Origin of the sequence: Desulfosporosinus fructosivorans, assembly GCF_004766045.1 — a bacterium.
GTDB classification, from domain to species: Bacteria; Bacillota; Desulfitobacteriia; order Desulfitobacteriales; family Desulfitobacteriaceae; genus Desulfosporosinus; species Desulfosporosinus fructosivorans.
The window spans coordinates 845,286-861,625 of the sequence record NZ_SPQQ01000001.1 but is presented as its reverse complement, the minus strand read 5'-3'; the positions used below and the strand labels follow the sequence as shown (position 1 = coordinate 861,625).

21 protein-coding genes and 1 pseudogene are annotated in these 16,340 nt (G+C 44.9%); all 22 read right to left on the bottom strand.

All coding sequences use genetic code 11. The features are described 5' to 3' along the window. Window positions 1-94: pseudogene (locus E4K67_RS30460) on the bottom strand (NADH-quinone oxidoreductase subunit J family protein); the annotation flags it as partial. 2 nt (window positions 95-96) lie between these two features. After that, window positions 97-498 (bottom strand): NuoI/complex I 23 kDa subunit family protein, encoded by a 402-nt coding sequence (locus tag E4K67_RS04190; RefSeq protein ID WP_135545114.1) that lies wholly within the window; start codon window positions 496-498, stop codon window positions 97-99. 4 nt (window positions 499-502) lie between these two features. Then, a complete protein-coding gene (gene nuoH, locus E4K67_RS04185) occupies window positions 503-1,570 on the bottom strand; it encodes an NADH-quinone oxidoreductase subunit NuoH (protein ID WP_135545113.1) in 1,068 nt (355 codons plus the stop codon). A gap of 25 nt (window positions 1,571-1,595) precedes the next feature. Beyond that, window positions 1,596-2,699: an NADH-quinone oxidoreductase subunit D gene (locus E4K67_RS04180; protein WP_135545112.1), complete on the bottom strand. Its 1,104-nt coding sequence runs from the start codon at window positions 2,697-2,699 to the stop codon at window positions 1,596-1,598. A gap of 11 nt (window positions 2,700-2,710) precedes the next feature. Next, window positions 2,711-3,202 (bottom strand): NADH-quinone oxidoreductase subunit C, encoded by a 492-nt coding sequence (locus tag E4K67_RS04175; protein ID WP_135545111.1) that lies wholly within the window; start codon window positions 3,200-3,202, stop codon window positions 2,711-2,713. Continuing rightward, the gene (locus tag E4K67_RS04170) at window positions 3,192-3,713 is read right to left on the bottom strand and encodes an NADH-quinone oxidoreductase subunit B (RefSeq protein ID WP_135545110.1); all 522 of its coding nucleotides are present in this window, start codon (window positions 3,711-3,713) and stop codon (window positions 3,192-3,194) included. Before E4K67_RS04170 ends, E4K67_RS04175 begins: the two co-directional genes overlap by 11 nt. Further along, window positions 3,704-4,063 (bottom strand): NADH-quinone oxidoreductase subunit A, encoded by a 360-nt coding sequence (locus E4K67_RS04165; RefSeq protein WP_135545109.1) that lies wholly within the window; start codon window positions 4,061-4,063, stop codon window positions 3,704-3,706. Before E4K67_RS04165 ends, E4K67_RS04170 begins: the two co-directional genes overlap by 10 nt. 122 nt (window positions 4,064-4,185) lie before the next feature. Further along, window positions 4,186-4,968 (bottom strand): ribonuclease HII, encoded by a 783-nt coding sequence (locus E4K67_RS04160; RefSeq protein WP_199242451.1) that lies wholly within the window; start codon window positions 4,966-4,968, stop codon window positions 4,186-4,188. A 105-nt stretch (window positions 4,969-5,073) separates the two neighbouring features. Next, a complete protein-coding gene (gene ylqF, locus E4K67_RS04155; RefSeq protein ID WP_135545108.1) occupies window positions 5,074-5,907 on the bottom strand; it encodes a ribosome biogenesis GTPase YlqF in 834 nt (277 codons plus the stop codon). 55 nt (window positions 5,908-5,962) lie between these two features. Beyond that, complete coding sequence (gene lepB, locus E4K67_RS04150; protein WP_135545107.1) at window positions 5,963-6,481, bottom strand: signal peptidase I; 519 nt, start codon at window positions 6,479-6,481, stop codon at window positions 5,963-5,965. Between the two features lie 409 nt (window positions 6,482-6,890). Next, window positions 6,891-7,238, bottom strand: coding sequence for a 50S ribosomal protein L19 (gene rplS, locus E4K67_RS04145; protein ID WP_135545106.1), 348 nt, complete (start codon window positions 7,236-7,238; stop codon window positions 6,891-6,893). A 238-nt stretch (window positions 7,239-7,476) separates the two neighbouring features. Next, on the bottom strand, window positions 7,477-8,034 hold the full coding sequence (locus tag E4K67_RS04140) for an RNA methyltransferase (protein WP_135545105.1): 558 nt from the start codon (window positions 8,032-8,034) through the stop codon (window positions 7,477-7,479). An 87-nt stretch (window positions 8,035-8,121) separates the two neighbouring features. Further along, window positions 8,122-8,958: a tRNA (guanosine(37)-N1)-methyltransferase TrmD gene (gene trmD / locus E4K67_RS04135; protein ID WP_135545104.1), complete on the bottom strand. Its 837-nt coding sequence runs from the start codon at window positions 8,956-8,958 to the stop codon at window positions 8,122-8,124. A 7-nt stretch (window positions 8,959-8,965) separates the two neighbouring features. Beyond that, the gene (gene rimM / locus E4K67_RS04130) at window positions 8,966-9,466 is read right to left on the bottom strand and encodes a ribosome maturation factor RimM (RefSeq protein ID WP_135545103.1); all 501 of its coding nucleotides are present in this window, start codon (window positions 9,464-9,466) and stop codon (window positions 8,966-8,968) included. A 63-nt stretch (window positions 9,467-9,529) separates the two neighbouring features. Continuing rightward, complete coding sequence (locus E4K67_RS04125; protein ID WP_135545102.1) at window positions 9,530-9,760, bottom strand: KH domain-containing protein; 231 nt, start codon at window positions 9,758-9,760, stop codon at window positions 9,530-9,532. Between the two features lie 24 nt (window positions 9,761-9,784). Beyond that, complete coding sequence (gene rpsP / locus E4K67_RS04120) at window positions 9,785-10,051, bottom strand: 30S ribosomal protein S16 (protein ID WP_135545101.1); 267 nt, start codon at window positions 10,049-10,051, stop codon at window positions 9,785-9,787. Between the two features lie 118 nt (window positions 10,052-10,169). Continuing rightward, the gene (gene ffh, locus E4K67_RS04115) at window positions 10,170-11,534 is read right to left on the bottom strand and encodes a signal recognition particle protein (protein ID WP_135545100.1); all 1,365 of its coding nucleotides are present in this window, start codon (window positions 11,532-11,534) and stop codon (window positions 10,170-10,172) included. A 71-nt stretch (window positions 11,535-11,605) separates the two neighbouring features. Further along, entirely contained in the window at window positions 11,606-11,974 is a 369-nt protein-coding gene (locus tag E4K67_RS04110; protein WP_135545099.1) for a putative DNA-binding protein, read from the bottom strand. A 176-nt stretch (window positions 11,975-12,150) separates the two neighbouring features. Further along, a complete protein-coding gene (locus tag E4K67_RS04105; protein WP_135545098.1) occupies window positions 12,151-13,452 on the bottom strand; it encodes an amidohydrolase in 1,302 nt (433 codons plus the stop codon). Between the two features lie 70 nt (window positions 13,453-13,522). Further along, window positions 13,523-14,560 (bottom strand): S-methyl-5-thioribose-1-phosphate isomerase, encoded by a 1,038-nt coding sequence (gene mtnA / locus E4K67_RS04100; protein ID WP_135545097.1) that lies wholly within the window; start codon window positions 14,558-14,560, stop codon window positions 13,523-13,525. A gap of 15 nt (window positions 14,561-14,575) precedes the next feature. Continuing rightward, a complete protein-coding gene (mtnP, locus tag E4K67_RS04095) occupies window positions 14,576-15,358 on the bottom strand; it encodes an S-methyl-5'-thioadenosine phosphorylase (protein ID WP_135545096.1) in 783 nt (260 codons plus the stop codon). Continuing rightward, window positions 15,358-16,293, bottom strand: a complete 936-nt coding sequence (ftsY, locus tag E4K67_RS04090) for a signal recognition particle-docking protein FtsY (protein WP_135545095.1) — start codon at window positions 16,291-16,293, stop codon at window positions 15,358-15,360. The genes mtnP and ftsY overlap by 1 nt, the downstream gene beginning before the upstream one ends. Window positions 16,294-16,340 lie beyond the last annotated feature (47 nt).

The window sequence follows — 16,340 nt, the reverse complement described above, 5'->3', positions numbered from 1 at the left end:
AGAGCGCGCTATGCATAATATTCTTCGAGGTGACAACACCCCAGGCTGCTGCAATCGCCAAGATTGCAAAAATGAAGAAAACTACTGTGCTCACACTTACCCCACCTTTCCTTTTTGCTCAGCTCGTTTAAGCATATCCCATTTCATGTCTTCGGGTTCAAAGATTGCATTTTCGTAATCCTGAGTCACTGTCAGAGCCTTGGTCGGACATGCTTCCACGCACAAACCACAGAATAAGCAACGTCCAACGTCCATTTGGTAGCTAGTGAGCTTCTTTTTGTTGTTTTCATCTTTTTCACTGGTTAATTTTATGACCGTATTAGGACAGGCCATCGCACACATGTTGCAAGAAATACACTTGTCCCGTTGAAGTCCCATAGAACTACGCACCCGAGTCGGAAGATTCGGCTTCTCCTCTGGGTAAAACTCGGTGATATTAGGACCGACCATGCGTTTGAACGTGATGCCTAGACCCTGTAGTAGACCTTTACCAAACACTGTGTCACCCCCCTATCACGAGTCGGTAAATGTATATTCCCAGACCCGTTAACAAAATGTTTAAAATTGAAAGTGGTAATAACACTTTCCACGCCAAGTGCATTAAATGATCAATACGAATTCTTGGAAAGGTCCAACGAACCCACATCATAAAGAAGATGAGAATTCCGATTTTCATAAATAACCAAACATAACCAGGTAAGAACCCTGGCCCTTGCCAACCACCTAAAAACACGGTTGCCCCAAGTGCGGCCATAGCCGTCATGTTTCCGTATTCACCAAGGAAAAACAATCCCCAGCGGAGTCCCGTATACTCAGTAAACGGTCCAGCAACAACTTCCTGATCCGCTTCAACCAGGTCAAACGGCGCGCGGTTGAGCTCCGCCAAACCAGCAATCATGAAGATCCCAAACGCCAGAGGTTGAAGAACAATAAAGGGAATGTTCGGTTGTGACTCAACAATGACACCTAAATTAAAGGACTGAGTGATCATGACCACTCCAAGCAAAGAAAAGAGCAAAGGAATTTCGTAACTGACCATTTGGGCAACAGCCCGCATTGCTCCAAGTAACGAGTACTTATTATTTGAGCCCCATCCAGCCATAAGAAAAGCCAGTGTTGAAATAGAGGAGATAGCTACAAAGTAAAAAATACCTAAATCGAGATCAATGGGTGCCATGCCATTTCCATACGGTATGACCGCTAACGTCATCATTGGTAGAGAGAAGATAATCATTGGTGCAATTTTAAAGATAAATTTATCAGCACCGGCTGGAGTAACATCTTCTTTCCCCATAAGTTTTAAGGCATCTGCTATTGTCTGAAACCATCCGCGCGGACCAAGACGATTGGGGCCTGTCCTCTGTGAAGTCCAACCTGCAATTTTACGTTCAAGCAAAATCAAGATCAAAGCAGCCAGGACAACAATGATAACCACGATAATAAAATTAATGATATCCATGGTTAAATTAGCCCAAACCGAGTGGGGATCCGCAAAAAGACTACGGATGGCATACGCAATAATCAAAAACAGATTATCTAAAGTCTGCAACAGATTATTAATAGTCTCCATCTTATTCTCCCCTCATTGGAATTTACTATTTGTCGACTTCACCCAATACCGCATCTAAGGTCGCAAAGATTGCGACAACGTCTTGGATTTTCCAACCTAAAGCTACAATTGGAAGCATTTGTAGGTTGATAAATGTCGCTGGTCGGATACGCACTCTTGCTGGTTTGGTGGTTCCATCGCTGACAATATAAAATCCGAGTTCCCCTTTGGGATTCTCCACACGATGATAAACTTCACCAACCGGAGGTTTAATAACCTTCGGTACTTTGGCCATAATCGGACCTTCTGGGATATCACGCACCGCTTGCTTAATGATTTTGATACTTTCCACAATTTCATCCATGCGAATTAGAGTACGGTCATAGCTGTCGCACCCCGTTCGAACTGGAACGTTGAAATCAAATCGATCGTAAATACTGTACGGTTCTGCTTTACGCACGTCGTAGTCAACGCCAGAGGCCCGTAATACCGGACCGGTAATCGAGAGGTTTTCAGCAAGTTCCTTCGATAAGATACCGACATTTTTCAAACGGCCCTGAGCAATCTCATTTCCGAAAAAGATGCCGTAGTATTCTTCAAGCATTTCAGGAGTATCATCGAGGAACGATTTTAGAGCAGGCCAAAATTCTTCCGGTGGCTCTGCACTCATTCCTCCTATTCTCATAATGTTTACTGTCAAGCGGCTTCCTGCGGTCATCTCATACATATCACAGATCCGTTCCCGATCTCGGAACGCATAAGACCAAGCAGACCACCCCGCCATATCGAGAGCTGTGCTGGCGATCATAACCTGGTGGCTAGCAATCCGAGCAAGTTCACCAAAGATAACCCGGAGATATTCTGCCCGTTCAGGGATTTCTACCCCCATTAGCTTTTCTACAGTTTGGACGTAGGCCCAGTTGTTGTGCGGCGATGCAAGGTAATCCAGGCGATCCGTATAAGGGATAAACTGGGTATAGGTTCGGCTTTCCGCCAATTTTTCCATTCCCCGATGGAGATAACCTATTTTTGGTATGATTTTGGTGACAGTTTCGCCCTCTAGATGAACCACCATGCGGAATAAACCGTGCATACTCGGGTGCTGGGGGCCCATGTTTAAAATAAGTTCTTCTGTTTCATTAATATTCATGGTTTTTCCCCCTATTCCCCTTCTATCCGTGTACGCACAATGTTGCGAACCTCAATGGGCTCGGTCACATAGTCCTTGCGCAACGGGTAACCTTCAAAATCATCCCACATATAAATTCGTTTAAGATTGGGATGTCCTGTGAATATAATTCCGTACATATCATAAGCCTCACGCTCTAAGTAGTTTGCACCCTGCCAAATACGAGTCACAGAGTCAACCACCGGGTTTTCCCGACTCACCGCTGCTTTAACACGCAAGGTCTGAGGCCCGCGCAAGCTTGACAATTGATAAACTACCTCAAAATGATCCACTAAATCCATTCCGCATAGATCGTGCAGAAAATCACATGGCGAATTGGAGAACGCTTTGGCTGCTGTCAAAGTTTCGATAATATAAGGAGCATTGACCTTTAAAATAAGCACCCCAAAACTCTCTTCAACTTCACCATTAACCCGGGTAGCAAGTTCTTCAACTTGTCGTTTAAATTGTTCTTTATTTTCCATGTTTCATTAACCTCACCTTAGCGGGATTTGAAACTTTGTATTGAAGTTGCAAAAGCCCATATAACAAAGATTCTGGTCGTGGGGGACAACCAGGGATATAAACATCCACAGGGACAATCTTATCAACGCCTGCCATCATGGAATAAGAATCAACAAAGGGTCCTCCAGCGTTCGCACAACTCCCCATAGCGATCACCCATTTAGGTTCAGGCATTTGGTCATAGACACGACGTAACAACGGAGCCATCTTCCGAGTGCAGGTTCCCGCCACAATCATAACATCCGCTTGACGTGGAGAAGCACGAAAAACCTCCCAGCCAAATCGAGAAATGTCATAACGAGGTCCGCCAGTAGCCATCATCTCAATTGCACAGCAGGCTAAACCCAGCGTTACTGGCCAGAAGGAATGTCCTCGAGCCCAATTTAGAAGGCTATCTAAGTTCGTAACCAAAAAATTTTTGTCCATCAACGTTTCGTCATCGCGAAGTCGTTTTTCCAAGGTTACATCCACTCTAAAGCACCCTCCTTCCAAGCATACCAGAAACCAACTAAGAGAATGACAATGAAGATGAACATTTCCACAAAGGCAAATGTCCCTAGTTTTTGGAACGTTAAGGCCCAAGGATACAATAAGACTGTTTCAACACTAAAAACTGCAAAGACTAAGGCATACATGAAATAATTGCTCTTAAATCCGAGCCATGTCCGACCAATTGTCTCGTTCCCACACTCATACGTAGTTAATTTTTCTTTGTGTGGTTTGTTGGGTGCCAATAACTTTGGCATTATCATCATAATGATAGATACAGCTATAGCACCAACGAGAAAAACACCTACACCAGCAAAATTGTTGTCAGACATCCTCCTAACCTCCCTTCATATAGAATATTAGATACACTATGAGCCAAACTTATTGTGCCACATCAAGAAGGAGTGGTCAATAAATATTGTATTGTATAATGCGACGTCCTCTACTTATTATTTTAAATAGCAGACGACCCTCGTTTCACCGGAGCAAAACTTCTACGATGAAGAGGGCATGGTCCTAGTCGCCGCAAAACTTGCATATGTTCACTCGTACCATACCCTTTATTTCTGGAAAACATGTATTCTGGATAAAGGGTGTCGAGTTCGACCATCAAGCGGTCACGTGTCACCTTTGCCAAGATCGAGGCTGCCGCGATTGAGGCACTTATCAGATCTCCACCTATAAGGGGAAGCTGTGGCAACTTAACTGTAGGGAGGGTTAGTGCGTCAATCATCAAATAATGAGGACGAACTTTCAAGCCTTCAACCGCTCGCTTCATGGCTAATTTAGTAGCTTGCAAAATATTCAAAGAGTCGATTTCTGCCGGTTCAGCACTTCCAAGCGCATAATCAATCGCTTGTGCTTGAATCTGAGTGTATAGTTTTTCGCGTTTACTCTCAGTCAGCATTTTAGAATCATTGAGACCTGGCAAAACAAATCGTACTGGCAGAATACACGCTGCAGCAAAAACTGGGCCTGCTAGAGGTCCCCGTCCAGCTTCATCAATGCCTGCAAGTAGCAGAAATCCTTGTTGCCATAATTTTTTTTCTTCTACAAGCATTAGCTGAATACGGGCTTCTTCCACAGCTTGTGCTTGCTGGAACTTGAGTAAACGAACGGCAAGTTGCCTAACCCCTTGACGCGGATCCTTCTGACATGCGCAGATCATTCGAGGGGAAGGGTCTTTAAATAGTGCTTCTTCAACTTCCCGCACATTCATCTGGGATAACGGTTCCACACTTTTTTCCTCTTCTCTACCTAATATTCCTTTTCGCCAAGAAAACTCTATTTCCTTTATTTAGTGCGGAATATGCACTATTTAAAAACTGTATCACCAAGAAATTTATTCGGGAATATAATCCATTGTCACTGGTCCGAGTTGTCCCATTCTAAGTTCCCGCAGGAAGATTTGAGCGGCTTTTAACGTATCTACACGTCCACCGTGAATCAAACACCCACGTTTTCGACCGAGACTCTCTAAGGTAACCTCTACTACATCTTGAACCTGATAACGAAGTAAGGCCTTTGGCGAATACAATTTGAGCCAATCAATAATCCATCCAGATAATTCTTCAATGTCAAAAACGTCATCTTTTATAGCTCCGAGAGCAGCCAGCTTCCGCCCGACTTCTGGAACTTCAAACTTAGGCCACAACATCCCTGGGGTATCTAGAAGTTCAACTCGTTCATGAATCCGAACCCATTGATTTCCGCGGGTCACACCAGGTTTGTTACCGACCTTTGCTTGGGCTCCACCCGTCAATTGATTTATTAAGGATGACTTACCAATGTTGGGAATCCCCACAATCATGACTTTAATCGCCTGAGGGCGGATGCCCTTTGTAGCCTGTCTTGCTTGTTTAGCCATAACCATACGTTCCAATTCTGGTACAATTTGTTTGACCCCAAGCCCGGTAGTTGCGCTAACCGCATAAACAGGGCTTGAAGTTTTTAGGTAAGTAAGCCATTTTGCCGTCCAAATTGGATCTGCTAAATCCATTTTATTCAGTAGTAATAAGCGAGGTTTATTTCCAAGCAATTTATTGAGCATTGGATTACGACTACTGACTGGTATTCGAGCATCGGCAAGTTCTAAAACAACATCTACCCATTCAAGTTGCTCAATTAAAAGGCGTCTTGCTTTCGCCATGTGCCCCGGAAACCATTGAATACTCATGAATATAATCCCTCTTCATCCTTCTTAACAGAACCTTATTCTTTTAATTCAGCACTCAGATTGTAAAAAACCTAAACCGCTGAAAAGGGTAGTATACCAACAAAGCCTTTCCCAAGAGATATTCTCTAGGGAGAAGACCCCATTCTCGAGAGTCTTCACTCTCACGACGGTTATCCCCTAAGACAAACACCTTCCCTGCTGGTACCACTTCTGGACCATAAGGAGGATAATCGCCAGGCTTAACGTAGGGTTCCTCAATAACGTCTCCATTTACAAAAACTTTATTGTCGCGAAGTTCCACCGTTTCACCCTCGGCCGCAATCACTCGTTTAACGAAAGTTCGCTTTAAGTCCTTCGGAAACGCAAACACAACAACGTCCCCTCTAGTGGGATCCCACCCGCGATACGCAAGACGATTAACGACTATGCGATCTCCCGAAGCAAGCCCAGGTTCCATGGAAGGTTGGCGAATCAGATAGGGTTGCAATACTCCCCAACGAAGAAATCCACCGATCAGTATAACCACACCGATAATTCCCAAAATCCATTTTCGTTTTGATTTCTGACGTTCCATCGTCTCGCTCCCCTCTTGCACTACTCTTTTAGTATGAACAAGAATCTCTGGAGCATACGCCACAAAAACAATTTATTGGCTCAATATTATTATTTTCCATCTCATATCAGGCAACAACGTGCCAATAGTATATAGAAAACTGGCTAGCGCCAAGCACGGTCATGAATGGCCGAGAGTCCCTGTAGCCATTGATTGGCAAGGAAGGGACACATTATGCGCTAGCGGTAGCCATAGTTGCACTTATAACGCTGTAGCCTTGACTCAACAGGACGTTTGAGGTTATTAGAGCCGTCAAGGACAGCAAGCCGTGATAACGAGAAGGTACACAACGAGAAATTATATCCCAATAAGTTATAACTTCTCGTTGTGTAAAAAAAAAGAGCCAGATTGCTCCAGCCCATTTTCAACCTTATACGATACGACGATCTCGAATCCGTGCTGCTTTACCTGAAAGTGCACGTAAGTAGTAAAGCTTAGCCCTACGAACGACACCTCGACGCGCCACCTCAATCTTATCCAAACGAGGTGAGTGCAAAGGAAAAGTACGTTCTGCTCCGACGCCTGCGACGACACGACGAACAGTAAAAGTCTCTCTGATGCCGCCACCTTTCATTGCGATGACAAGCCCTTCAAAAACCTGAATACGTTCACGAGTTCCCTCAACGATACGCACATGTACACGTACTGTATCCCCTGGACGGAAGTCAGGAAGATCCTTTTTCATTTGTTCTTCTTCAATCATGCGAATATAATCCATTATAAATTCCCTCCTTCCTTGTCTAGATGTTCATACACTGATTCTCAGCGAGCGGACCACCTATTATCAGACCAACTTATTTTATCACAACTCATTTATCTATGCAATAGATTTCAAGCTAATCTCGTACTAGTTAGATACTATCAACAACGTTTATATACTTTCTAGAAGCATAGGGTGCAACTCAGGCTACCATTAGACGCCTGATGGCTTGATGTTTCCAGTTTTTTCTATATCTTCAGTGTCCGCGTAAGCGATCCAAAATAATAGCAACAGCCGAACGCACGGATAGATGATTATAATCCGTGGGGCCATAGATTGGTTCTAGGATTCGATCCATCTGTTCGACATCTTCTTTAAGTAGTCCCCAACCCGTACCAAACAGTAATAGAATCGGCGCTTCCTTAGTTTCTATGTCCTCACGAAGCTGTGCATAGGTGACTGTATTAGCATATTTCCGAGCATCCGTCGCCACTTTAACAGGTGCTACCCCATGTTCTGCTTCAATTTCTGTATATACCTCATTCAAATTATTCGCGATTTTTACCCGTGCAAACGCTTCTTGGCGATCAGGATTATAATTTGCTCCATACCCTTCTTGCCAAAAACCCATAATACGTTTAGCCAACTGGCGTTGTGCTTCAGCGGGATGAACCACATAATAGCGTTTAATGCCATAAGTTGTTGCGCAACGCGCAATATCATGAAGATCCAAGTTTGTGATTGAAGTTGCTACCGTTTCCATATTCTTATTGTACACAGGAGCATGGATTAAAGCTAAGTATATGTCTGCCATGGAGTTCCTCCCAACGCACTACTAAAACCCAGATGTCTGAGTCAATTATCAATATTCACGTATCTATTTTCAAAGCTTCCATTTCTCTCAATGGGAGTCCTCGCTTAGCTTGCTCGCGGGATTATGAGAGGACTTCCGTCGCCGTTTAGGCCGCGGGCAGAGATGTTTCCCCAAATCTTGCCAGGCTGCAATCTCCTCGTGTTCAAGGATGAGTTCCTCTAATATTGAATAATCCTCAGGTCCAAAAGTAACGGCATTAATTAAATCCGGACGACGCAAAAAAGTGCGTCTTAGCGATTCTTTTCTTCTCCACCGCTTAATAAACGCGTGATGGCCAGATAACAAAATTTCAGGAACCTGCCGCCCCTCGAAATCAGCCGGACGCGTATACTGAGGATATTCCAAGAGTGAGATGCTGTGTGAATCCTCTTCGGCAGAGGCATCTTCTCCAAGCACGCCAGGAACAAGGCGCGCAACTGCATCAATCATGACCATTGCGGCAAGCTCTCCGCCTGTCAACACATAGTCTCCGATGGACATCTCTTCGTCCGCCAACTCACGGATTCGCTCATCAAACCCCTCGTAATGCCCACATATGAAAACCAGTTCCCCTTCTTCTGCCCACTCCTTAGCCTTCTCTTGACGAAAGACTTCACCTTGTGGAGACATTAGAATAACCTTTCGTCTCCCACAAGGCTTAGGCAAATCTCGTATTGCTGCAAAAATAGGTTCAGGCTTTAAGAGCATGCCTGCCCCCCCACCATAGGGAACATCATCCACATTTTTATGTTTGCTAATTGCATAATCTCTGAAGTTCACAAACTGTATTTTAACCAATTTCGCTTCTTGTGCGCGTTTGAGGATGCTTTCTTGTAAAGGCGCAAACATTTCTGGAAATAACGTCAAAACGGTAAATTTTATCATCCGATATTTAACCCTCCAACAGCCCCGGAGGAAGTGTGACATCCATTCGTCGACCCTCAACATCCACATGCAAGACAACACTCTTTAGTGCTGGGACACATATTTCACCTTTGGGTCCCTTGACCAAATAGACGTCATTTGCTCCAGTTTCCAAGACTGAAGACAAAGTGCCTAACAAGACATCCCCGTCATACACTTGCATTCCTTCAAGCTCAAAGTAATACCAGCCCTCTTTCAAAGGAGGGACTTCTGAGCGGTCGATCAGAACCTCCCAGCCACGATACTTTTCTGCTTGGTCTATACCTTCAATTCCTTCCACAATGAGAAAGACTAAATCCATCTGTACTCGGGCTGAAATAATTTTGAAGGGTCTTTCGTGCATTCCACACCTCAAGATTATTTCCTTAAGTTTGAGAAATCGCGCAGGGTCAGTCGTTAACGGGTAAATCTTCAGCTCTCCGCTAAAACCATGCGGACGCAACACTTCTCCGATCAGCACTTCATCCATTGTTTTCCCTCCCTAACGCAGATAGTTTTAAACGTTGAGAAGGGCACTAGGCCCTCCTCAACGTTATTGATCAATGTCCATATGAACCCGGCGACCATCTTTGACAGCTGCCGCTTTAACCAGCGTACGAATAGCGTTTGCGATCTTTCCCTGTTTCCCAATAACCTTACCCATATCTTCAGGTGCAACAGTCAGTTGCAGATGAACGCTCTTATCTGTCTCAGACTGGGTAACGTTGACTTGGTTAGTATGATCGACAAGTGCTTTCGCGAGGATTTCGACAAGTTCCTTCACAGGAACCCCCCCTCTCACTTACACTTAGTTCTTGGACTCGTGGAATTTGGCTATGATACCAGCCTGACTCAGCAAAGACTTAGCAGTATTCGAAGGCTGTGCTCCTGTTGAGAGCCATTTTAAAGCCTTTTCCTCATCGATGTTCAAAATTGCAGGGCTTTTTGCCGGATCATAATAACCTATTTGTTCAATGAACCGTCCATCACGAGGAGCTCTAGCGTCTGCAATAACCATACGATAGATAGGATTCTTTTTCGCACCGATGCGGCATAAACGAATTTTAGTAGCCATTTTTTCACCTCCTTAAAATACTGTTGCACATTTAGCCATAGATTAGTTAAACTAAACTTAAAACTTCGTTTAAAGCAAGTTTATTATATAAACAACGCTATAGTATAGCGTGTGTCCATCAAAGCGTCGGAAAGCGCATTCCTGCCTTTTTCCCTTTTTTCCCTTTTTTGCCCATTCCGAGCATTCCCATGCCACCCGGGTTGGCAAATTGCTTCATCATTTTTTGCATTTGTTCAAACTGTTTTAGGAGACGGCCTACGTCTTGTACCGATGTTCCGCTTCCTTTAGCAATTCTCTTTTTTCGAGAATCTTTAATAACAATCGGTTTGCGGCGCTCTTCCATCGTCATTGAACGAATGATGGCCTCAAGATGAGCCGTGTCCTTTTCGTCGATTTGAACATCTTTTAATTGCTTACCCATACCACCTGGAAGCATTTCCAAAATTGAGGAAATCGGGCCCATTTTCTTCATCTGCTGCATCTGATCCAGGAAATCATCGAGAGTGAATTCCTGCTTACGAAGCTTCTGTTCCATTTCTTTCGCTTTTTTCTCATCGAAAGATTCTTGAGCTTTCTCGATCAGAGTCAGCACATCGCCCATCCCCAAAATTCGAGAAGCCATACGGTCTGGATGGAAAGGTTCTAGCGCATCCATTTTTTCGCCCGTCCCGGCAAACTTAATGGTACACCCGGTCACTGCTTTAATAGAAAGAGCAGCCCCGCCGCGCGTATCTCCATCCAGCTTTGTGAGAATGACACCATCAAGACCCAAGTCTTTATGAAACGATTCCGCAACATTAACAGCGTCCTGACCCGTCATTGCGTCGACTACTAATAAAATCTCATGTGGTTTCACAGACGCTTTAATATCCCGTAGTTCAGACATCAACTCTTCATTGATATGCAAACGTCCAGCCGTATCTATAATTACCACATCTTGCCCATTCGAATTAGCGTGCTTGATGCTCGCCCTAGCTATATCTACAGGAGCGTCTTGGCCCATAGAAAAAACAGGCACTTCCAGTTGATCACCCAAGACCTGCAACTGCTTGATAGCAGCAGGACGATAAATATCGCACGCAACTAACAGCGGATGCTTACCTTGTTTTTTTAGCATATTGGCTAATTTTGCGGCATGGGTTGTTTTCCCTGCACCTTGAAGGCCTATTAGTAAGATCACTGTGGGTGGTTTTGGTGCAATCAAGATTTTACCTGTTGCGCCACCCATAAGTTCAATCATTTCTTCATGCACAATCTTAATGACAAATTGTGCGGGTGAAAGGGATTCTAAAACTTCCTGTCCAATCGAACGTTCCTTAACCTTGGCTACAAAGTCTTTGACCACTTTAAAGTTAACATCTGCCTCCAATAAAGCAACGCGAACCTCTCGCATAGCCTCATTGACATCCGCTTCCTTTAATCGGCCCTTTCCTTTGAGCCGTTTAAATGTTTCTTGGAGTTTTTCGCTTAGTCCTTGAAACATGCCTGTCCCCGCTTTCGATTTGATCCACTCTTAAGACTCTAACTTCCGGCTTCTGGCCCTTAACTCTGATTTCACTCATCTGACATATTAACATAAACTTCATCAATTATGGCGCGTATTCGTTGATGGCGCTTCCATGCTGACGAGCTGGTAAAATCCTGCTCCACTAATTCCTGTGACAACTCTTTTATTTCCATTAATTTCTCACGTTCCGCCCAGAACCTCTGAACAAGCCCTAATTTCTCCTCGTACTCTGCAAGGATCCGCTCTGTGCGTTTGAGTAGATCATGAATAGCCTGACGGCTGATATGTTCTAACTCAGCGATTTCAGCTAAAGAAAGATCCTGTTGGTAATGAAGGTCCCATACGTTACGTTGCTTTTCAGTAAGAAGTGGGCCATAGAAATCTGCTAAGAGAGCCATTTTGGCGAGTTTTTCCATCCCAACCCCCTTGTAAAGCAATTTTACTTTACAACGAATTTTAGACGATATTGAACGGTTTGTCAAGACAGAATTTTAATAGGGATACATAAACTCCCCCTACAAAATCCAGTTCCTCTTTGTAGCGCAATTCACGAATGCCCCTTAGGATTTACGAGCTTACGGTATTGGCGTGATTACCCGTTCAACTCCCCATTAATCCGTTTCGCGCGGGTTTCCGCTTCTTGGCAAACCTTGCCCACATCCATTGTCAAAAGCTTGCGTTCTTCCATGAGTAGTTTGCCATCTACCATCACCGTGCGCACATCCCCTGCATGAGCAACATAGACCAGATGTGCTGGAATGGAGAAGCGAGGATAGAAATGCGGTTGATCCATGTCTATGGAGATAATATCTGCTTTAAAGCCTGGTGCGAGCATCCCCACATCTTCAAGACCGAGCGTTTGAGCCCCACCAAGCGTCGCCATTTCTAAGACTTCATACGCTGGGAGTGCAGTTGAATTTACCTTTAGCTTTTGTTGGAGTGCCGCAGAGCGCATCTCTCCAAAAAGATCAAGATTGTTATTACTTGATGCGCTGTCAGTTCCTAGTCCTAGGATAACGCCTTTAGCGCGCAACTCCGTTATTGGAGCAGTGCCACTACTTAGCTTCATGTTACTTTCCGCATTATGGGCAACACAAACGCGCTTACTAGCGAGGATGTCCATATCTTCCGGTGTCAGATGAACACAGTGCGCTGCCACGACATGCCCTCCGAAAAGCCCTAGCTCATCGAGCCACTGCACAGGGGTTTTTCCGTATTGCTCCTGAATAATCTTAATTTCATCTTCAGTTTCTGCCACATGAATATGAATCCCCACGCCCAGTCGATCAGCCTCAACTTTCACGCTGCGCAGATACTCCGCAGAGCAAGTGTAGGGAGCGTGTGGACCAAACATGATACTGATTCGTCCTGCCCCAGCTCCGTGATAACGCTGAACCAATTCAATATTTTCTTCTAAAGCCCGCTTGCCGTTTGGACCGTTTCCTATAAGTCCTCGGGAAAGGACAGCACGAGTCCCGGCCATGAGCACAGCTTCTGCAACTTGATCCATTGAAGCATACATATCAAGCATGGTCGTCGTTCCAGAACGGATCATTTCACAAAGCGCCAAGGCCGTCCCCCAATAAATGTCCTCTTCTGTTAATTTTTCTTCGAAGGGCCACACCTTCTCCTTGAGCCAAGGCATAAGGGGCAGGTCATCTGCATAGCTCCTAAGTAACGTCATAGCGGCATGGGTATGAGTGTTAATTAAACCCGGCATAACCACGTCATTAGGCAATTCCAGAATACGGTCGGGTATAAATCCTGTCGGAACTGAGCCATATGCCCCTACCGAAACAATCCGATCGTTCTCTATCGCAATTTCCCCTTGGGGATAAAATGAATCTGGACCTGTCATTGGTAATACCATGGCACGTATTAGAACTTTTGACATACTTTTCATTCTCCTCACCACCCGTCGACAAGGGATCTCTTCAACTTACGAAGATCTCTTTCTCAGAAGATTACGATCGTACCATCAATTTAAGGAGGTTGACTGAATATGGTGGGGCTACAATCCCTTTTTCCGTGATAATCCCAGTGATATATTTCGCTGGGGTGACATCAAAAGCTGGATTATAAACATTAACCTCCGAAGGCGCAACTTGTAGCCCAAAGCACTCACGCATTTCTTTGTCAGGGCGTACTTCAATTGGAATTTCTTGGCCAGTGGCTACCTTCAAATCAATAGTTGAGGTCGGAGCTGCTACATAAAAAGGAATGCCATGCGCATGCGCCAAGACCGCTACGGAGTAAGTCCCGATTTTATTCGCTGTATCTCCGTTGGCCGCGATCCGGTCCGCTCCAACAATCACTAGGTCCACTTTGCCTTGTTGCATTAGGTAACCGGCCATATTGTCTGCAATTAGGGTCACTGGAATCTTATCTTTCATGAGTTCCAAGGCTGTAAGGCGTGCACCTTGTAACAAGGGTCGTGTTTCATCCGCATAAACATGAATATTTTTACCTGCTTCATGGGCCTTTCGAATTACGCCTAGAGCAGTACCGTACTCTACAGTGGCTAAAGCCCCCGCGTTACAATGGGTTAGAATATTGGCCTTCTCAGGGACAATCTCGTTTCCATGTTGCCCAATAAGGCGATTCATTTTGCAATCATCCTCGGCAATGCGATTCGCTTCCTCAATGAGAATCCGCCTTACCTCATCTAAATCTTCGACTTCCCAACATTCACGCAAGCGATCTTCCATGCGTCGCAGTGCCCAAAATAAGTTGACCGCAGTGGGTCGAGTTGCCTCGAGTCTATCCTGTACCTCTTCCATGAAACTGGGAAGCCCTTCTCGATCACCCTGGTATTCTATCGCTCCTAACGCATATCCATAAGCAACTGCTGCTCCAATGGCAGGCGCTCCACGTACTTCCATGTGTTCGATCGCCTCTGCCACTTCCTTATAGGACAAAGCATTCCGATATACAGTTTCAACTGGAAGCTTGCTCTGGTCTAATATTCGCAAGGAATTTCCTAGCCATTCAATCGATTTCATCGTCCCACTGCCTTTCTAAAACTTACCAACTTCTTCATTCGCTGAGGCACATAGACAATTCTGACCAGTAGCCCATAACTCGAAGGTCTCTTGAATGAGCTGTGCGACCTTTACCCCTGGTATCTTCATACTCTCCGTTACTTCTGCGTGGGTTAAAGGATGCGTTGCAATCCCAGCCGCTTCGTTCGTTACCATCCCAATAGAAGCGTAACACATCCCAAGCTCCCGAGCCAGAACAACTTCTGGAACACTCGTCATTCCGACAAGGTCAGCACCAAGGCGTTGAAACATCCGAATCTCTGCAGGGGTTTCAAACCGTGGACCTTCTGTACAGACATAACAAGCCCCATTCTTAACTGCAAAACCAAGATGCTCTGAAGCGTCCATAATAACCTGCCGCACAGCGGAACAGTAGGGTTCTGTCATATCCACATGGAGTACGCCCTGTTTACCACCTTCGTAGAACGTCTGCGGTCGGCTTTTAGTAAAATCAAGGAACTGATCTAGAAGCACCAACTCACCTAAGCGAAAACTCGGAGACAAAGAACCAACAGCTGCTGTGGCAATAATTTTTTGCACTCCTAGTTTTCGTAGCGCCCAAATATTAGCCCTGTAATTCACGAGGTGAGGAGGTGTGGCGTGATCACGTCCATGGCGACTCATAAAAACAAGTTCACGATTCGCAAGATTACCAACAACGGGTTCAACCGTTCCATAAGGTGTTTCCACCGTAATAACGCGCTGTTCTGTCAGTGTAAAATGCTCAACACCTGTTCCCCCAATTAGTGCATAAGGTATCAGATTTCTCCCTCCTCGTCAGACCGATTAAAAAGCGCTGCTGCGAAATCCTGAGGCACAAACGGACGCAAATCTTCGATTCCTTCTCCTATCCCAATCCATTTCACAGGAATCTGAGTTTCTCCTCGGATCCCTAATACCACGCCCCCTTTAGCCGTCCCATCTAATTTCGTTAGGACAATTCCAGTTACTCCTGCTACTTCTTGAAAAAGCTTGGCTTGTTGTAGCGCATTCTGTCCCGTAGTAGCATCCAACACGAGTAACACTTCATGAGGGGCCCCCGGAATTTCACGCTCAATCACACGCTTGACCTTACGTAATTCTTCCATTAAGTTTACTTTATTGTGGAGGCGACCAGCGGTATCCACAATAACAACGTCTATATTACGAGACTTTGCCGCTTGTACCGCATCATAGGCAACAGCGGCAGGATCTGAACCTTCCCGATGCTTAATAACTTCTATCCCAGATCTTTCTCCCCAAACCTCAAGTTGATCAATAGCAGCCGCCCGAAAAGTATCCCCTGCTGCCATGATAACCCTCTTCCCATCCTTTTTCAACCGGTTCGCAAGCTTACCAATCGTTGTTGTTTTGCCAACCCCATTTACTCCAACCACGAGAATAACGCTAGGACCTTGCTCTGCGAAATTAAGCGTTTCCTCTTCCCCCAATAACTCCGCGATCAATTCTTGGAGGACCTCATTAAGCTCACTGGGCTGTGAGATTTTCCGTTTCTTAACTTCTTTACGCAACCGTTCTACCAATTCAAGCGAGGAGTGAACACCGACATCTGAACCAATCAAGGCCTCTTCCAATTCATCATATAACTCTTCATCAATTTTCTTACGACCAGTAAAAACCTCTTCAATCTTTCCCACAAAATTTTCGCGGGTTTTAGTAAGACCTTCTTTAAGCTTAGCGAAAAATCCTGCCACTATTTTAACATCCTCTCAAAAATCGTGGTTCGAAGTTCGGATTCCTA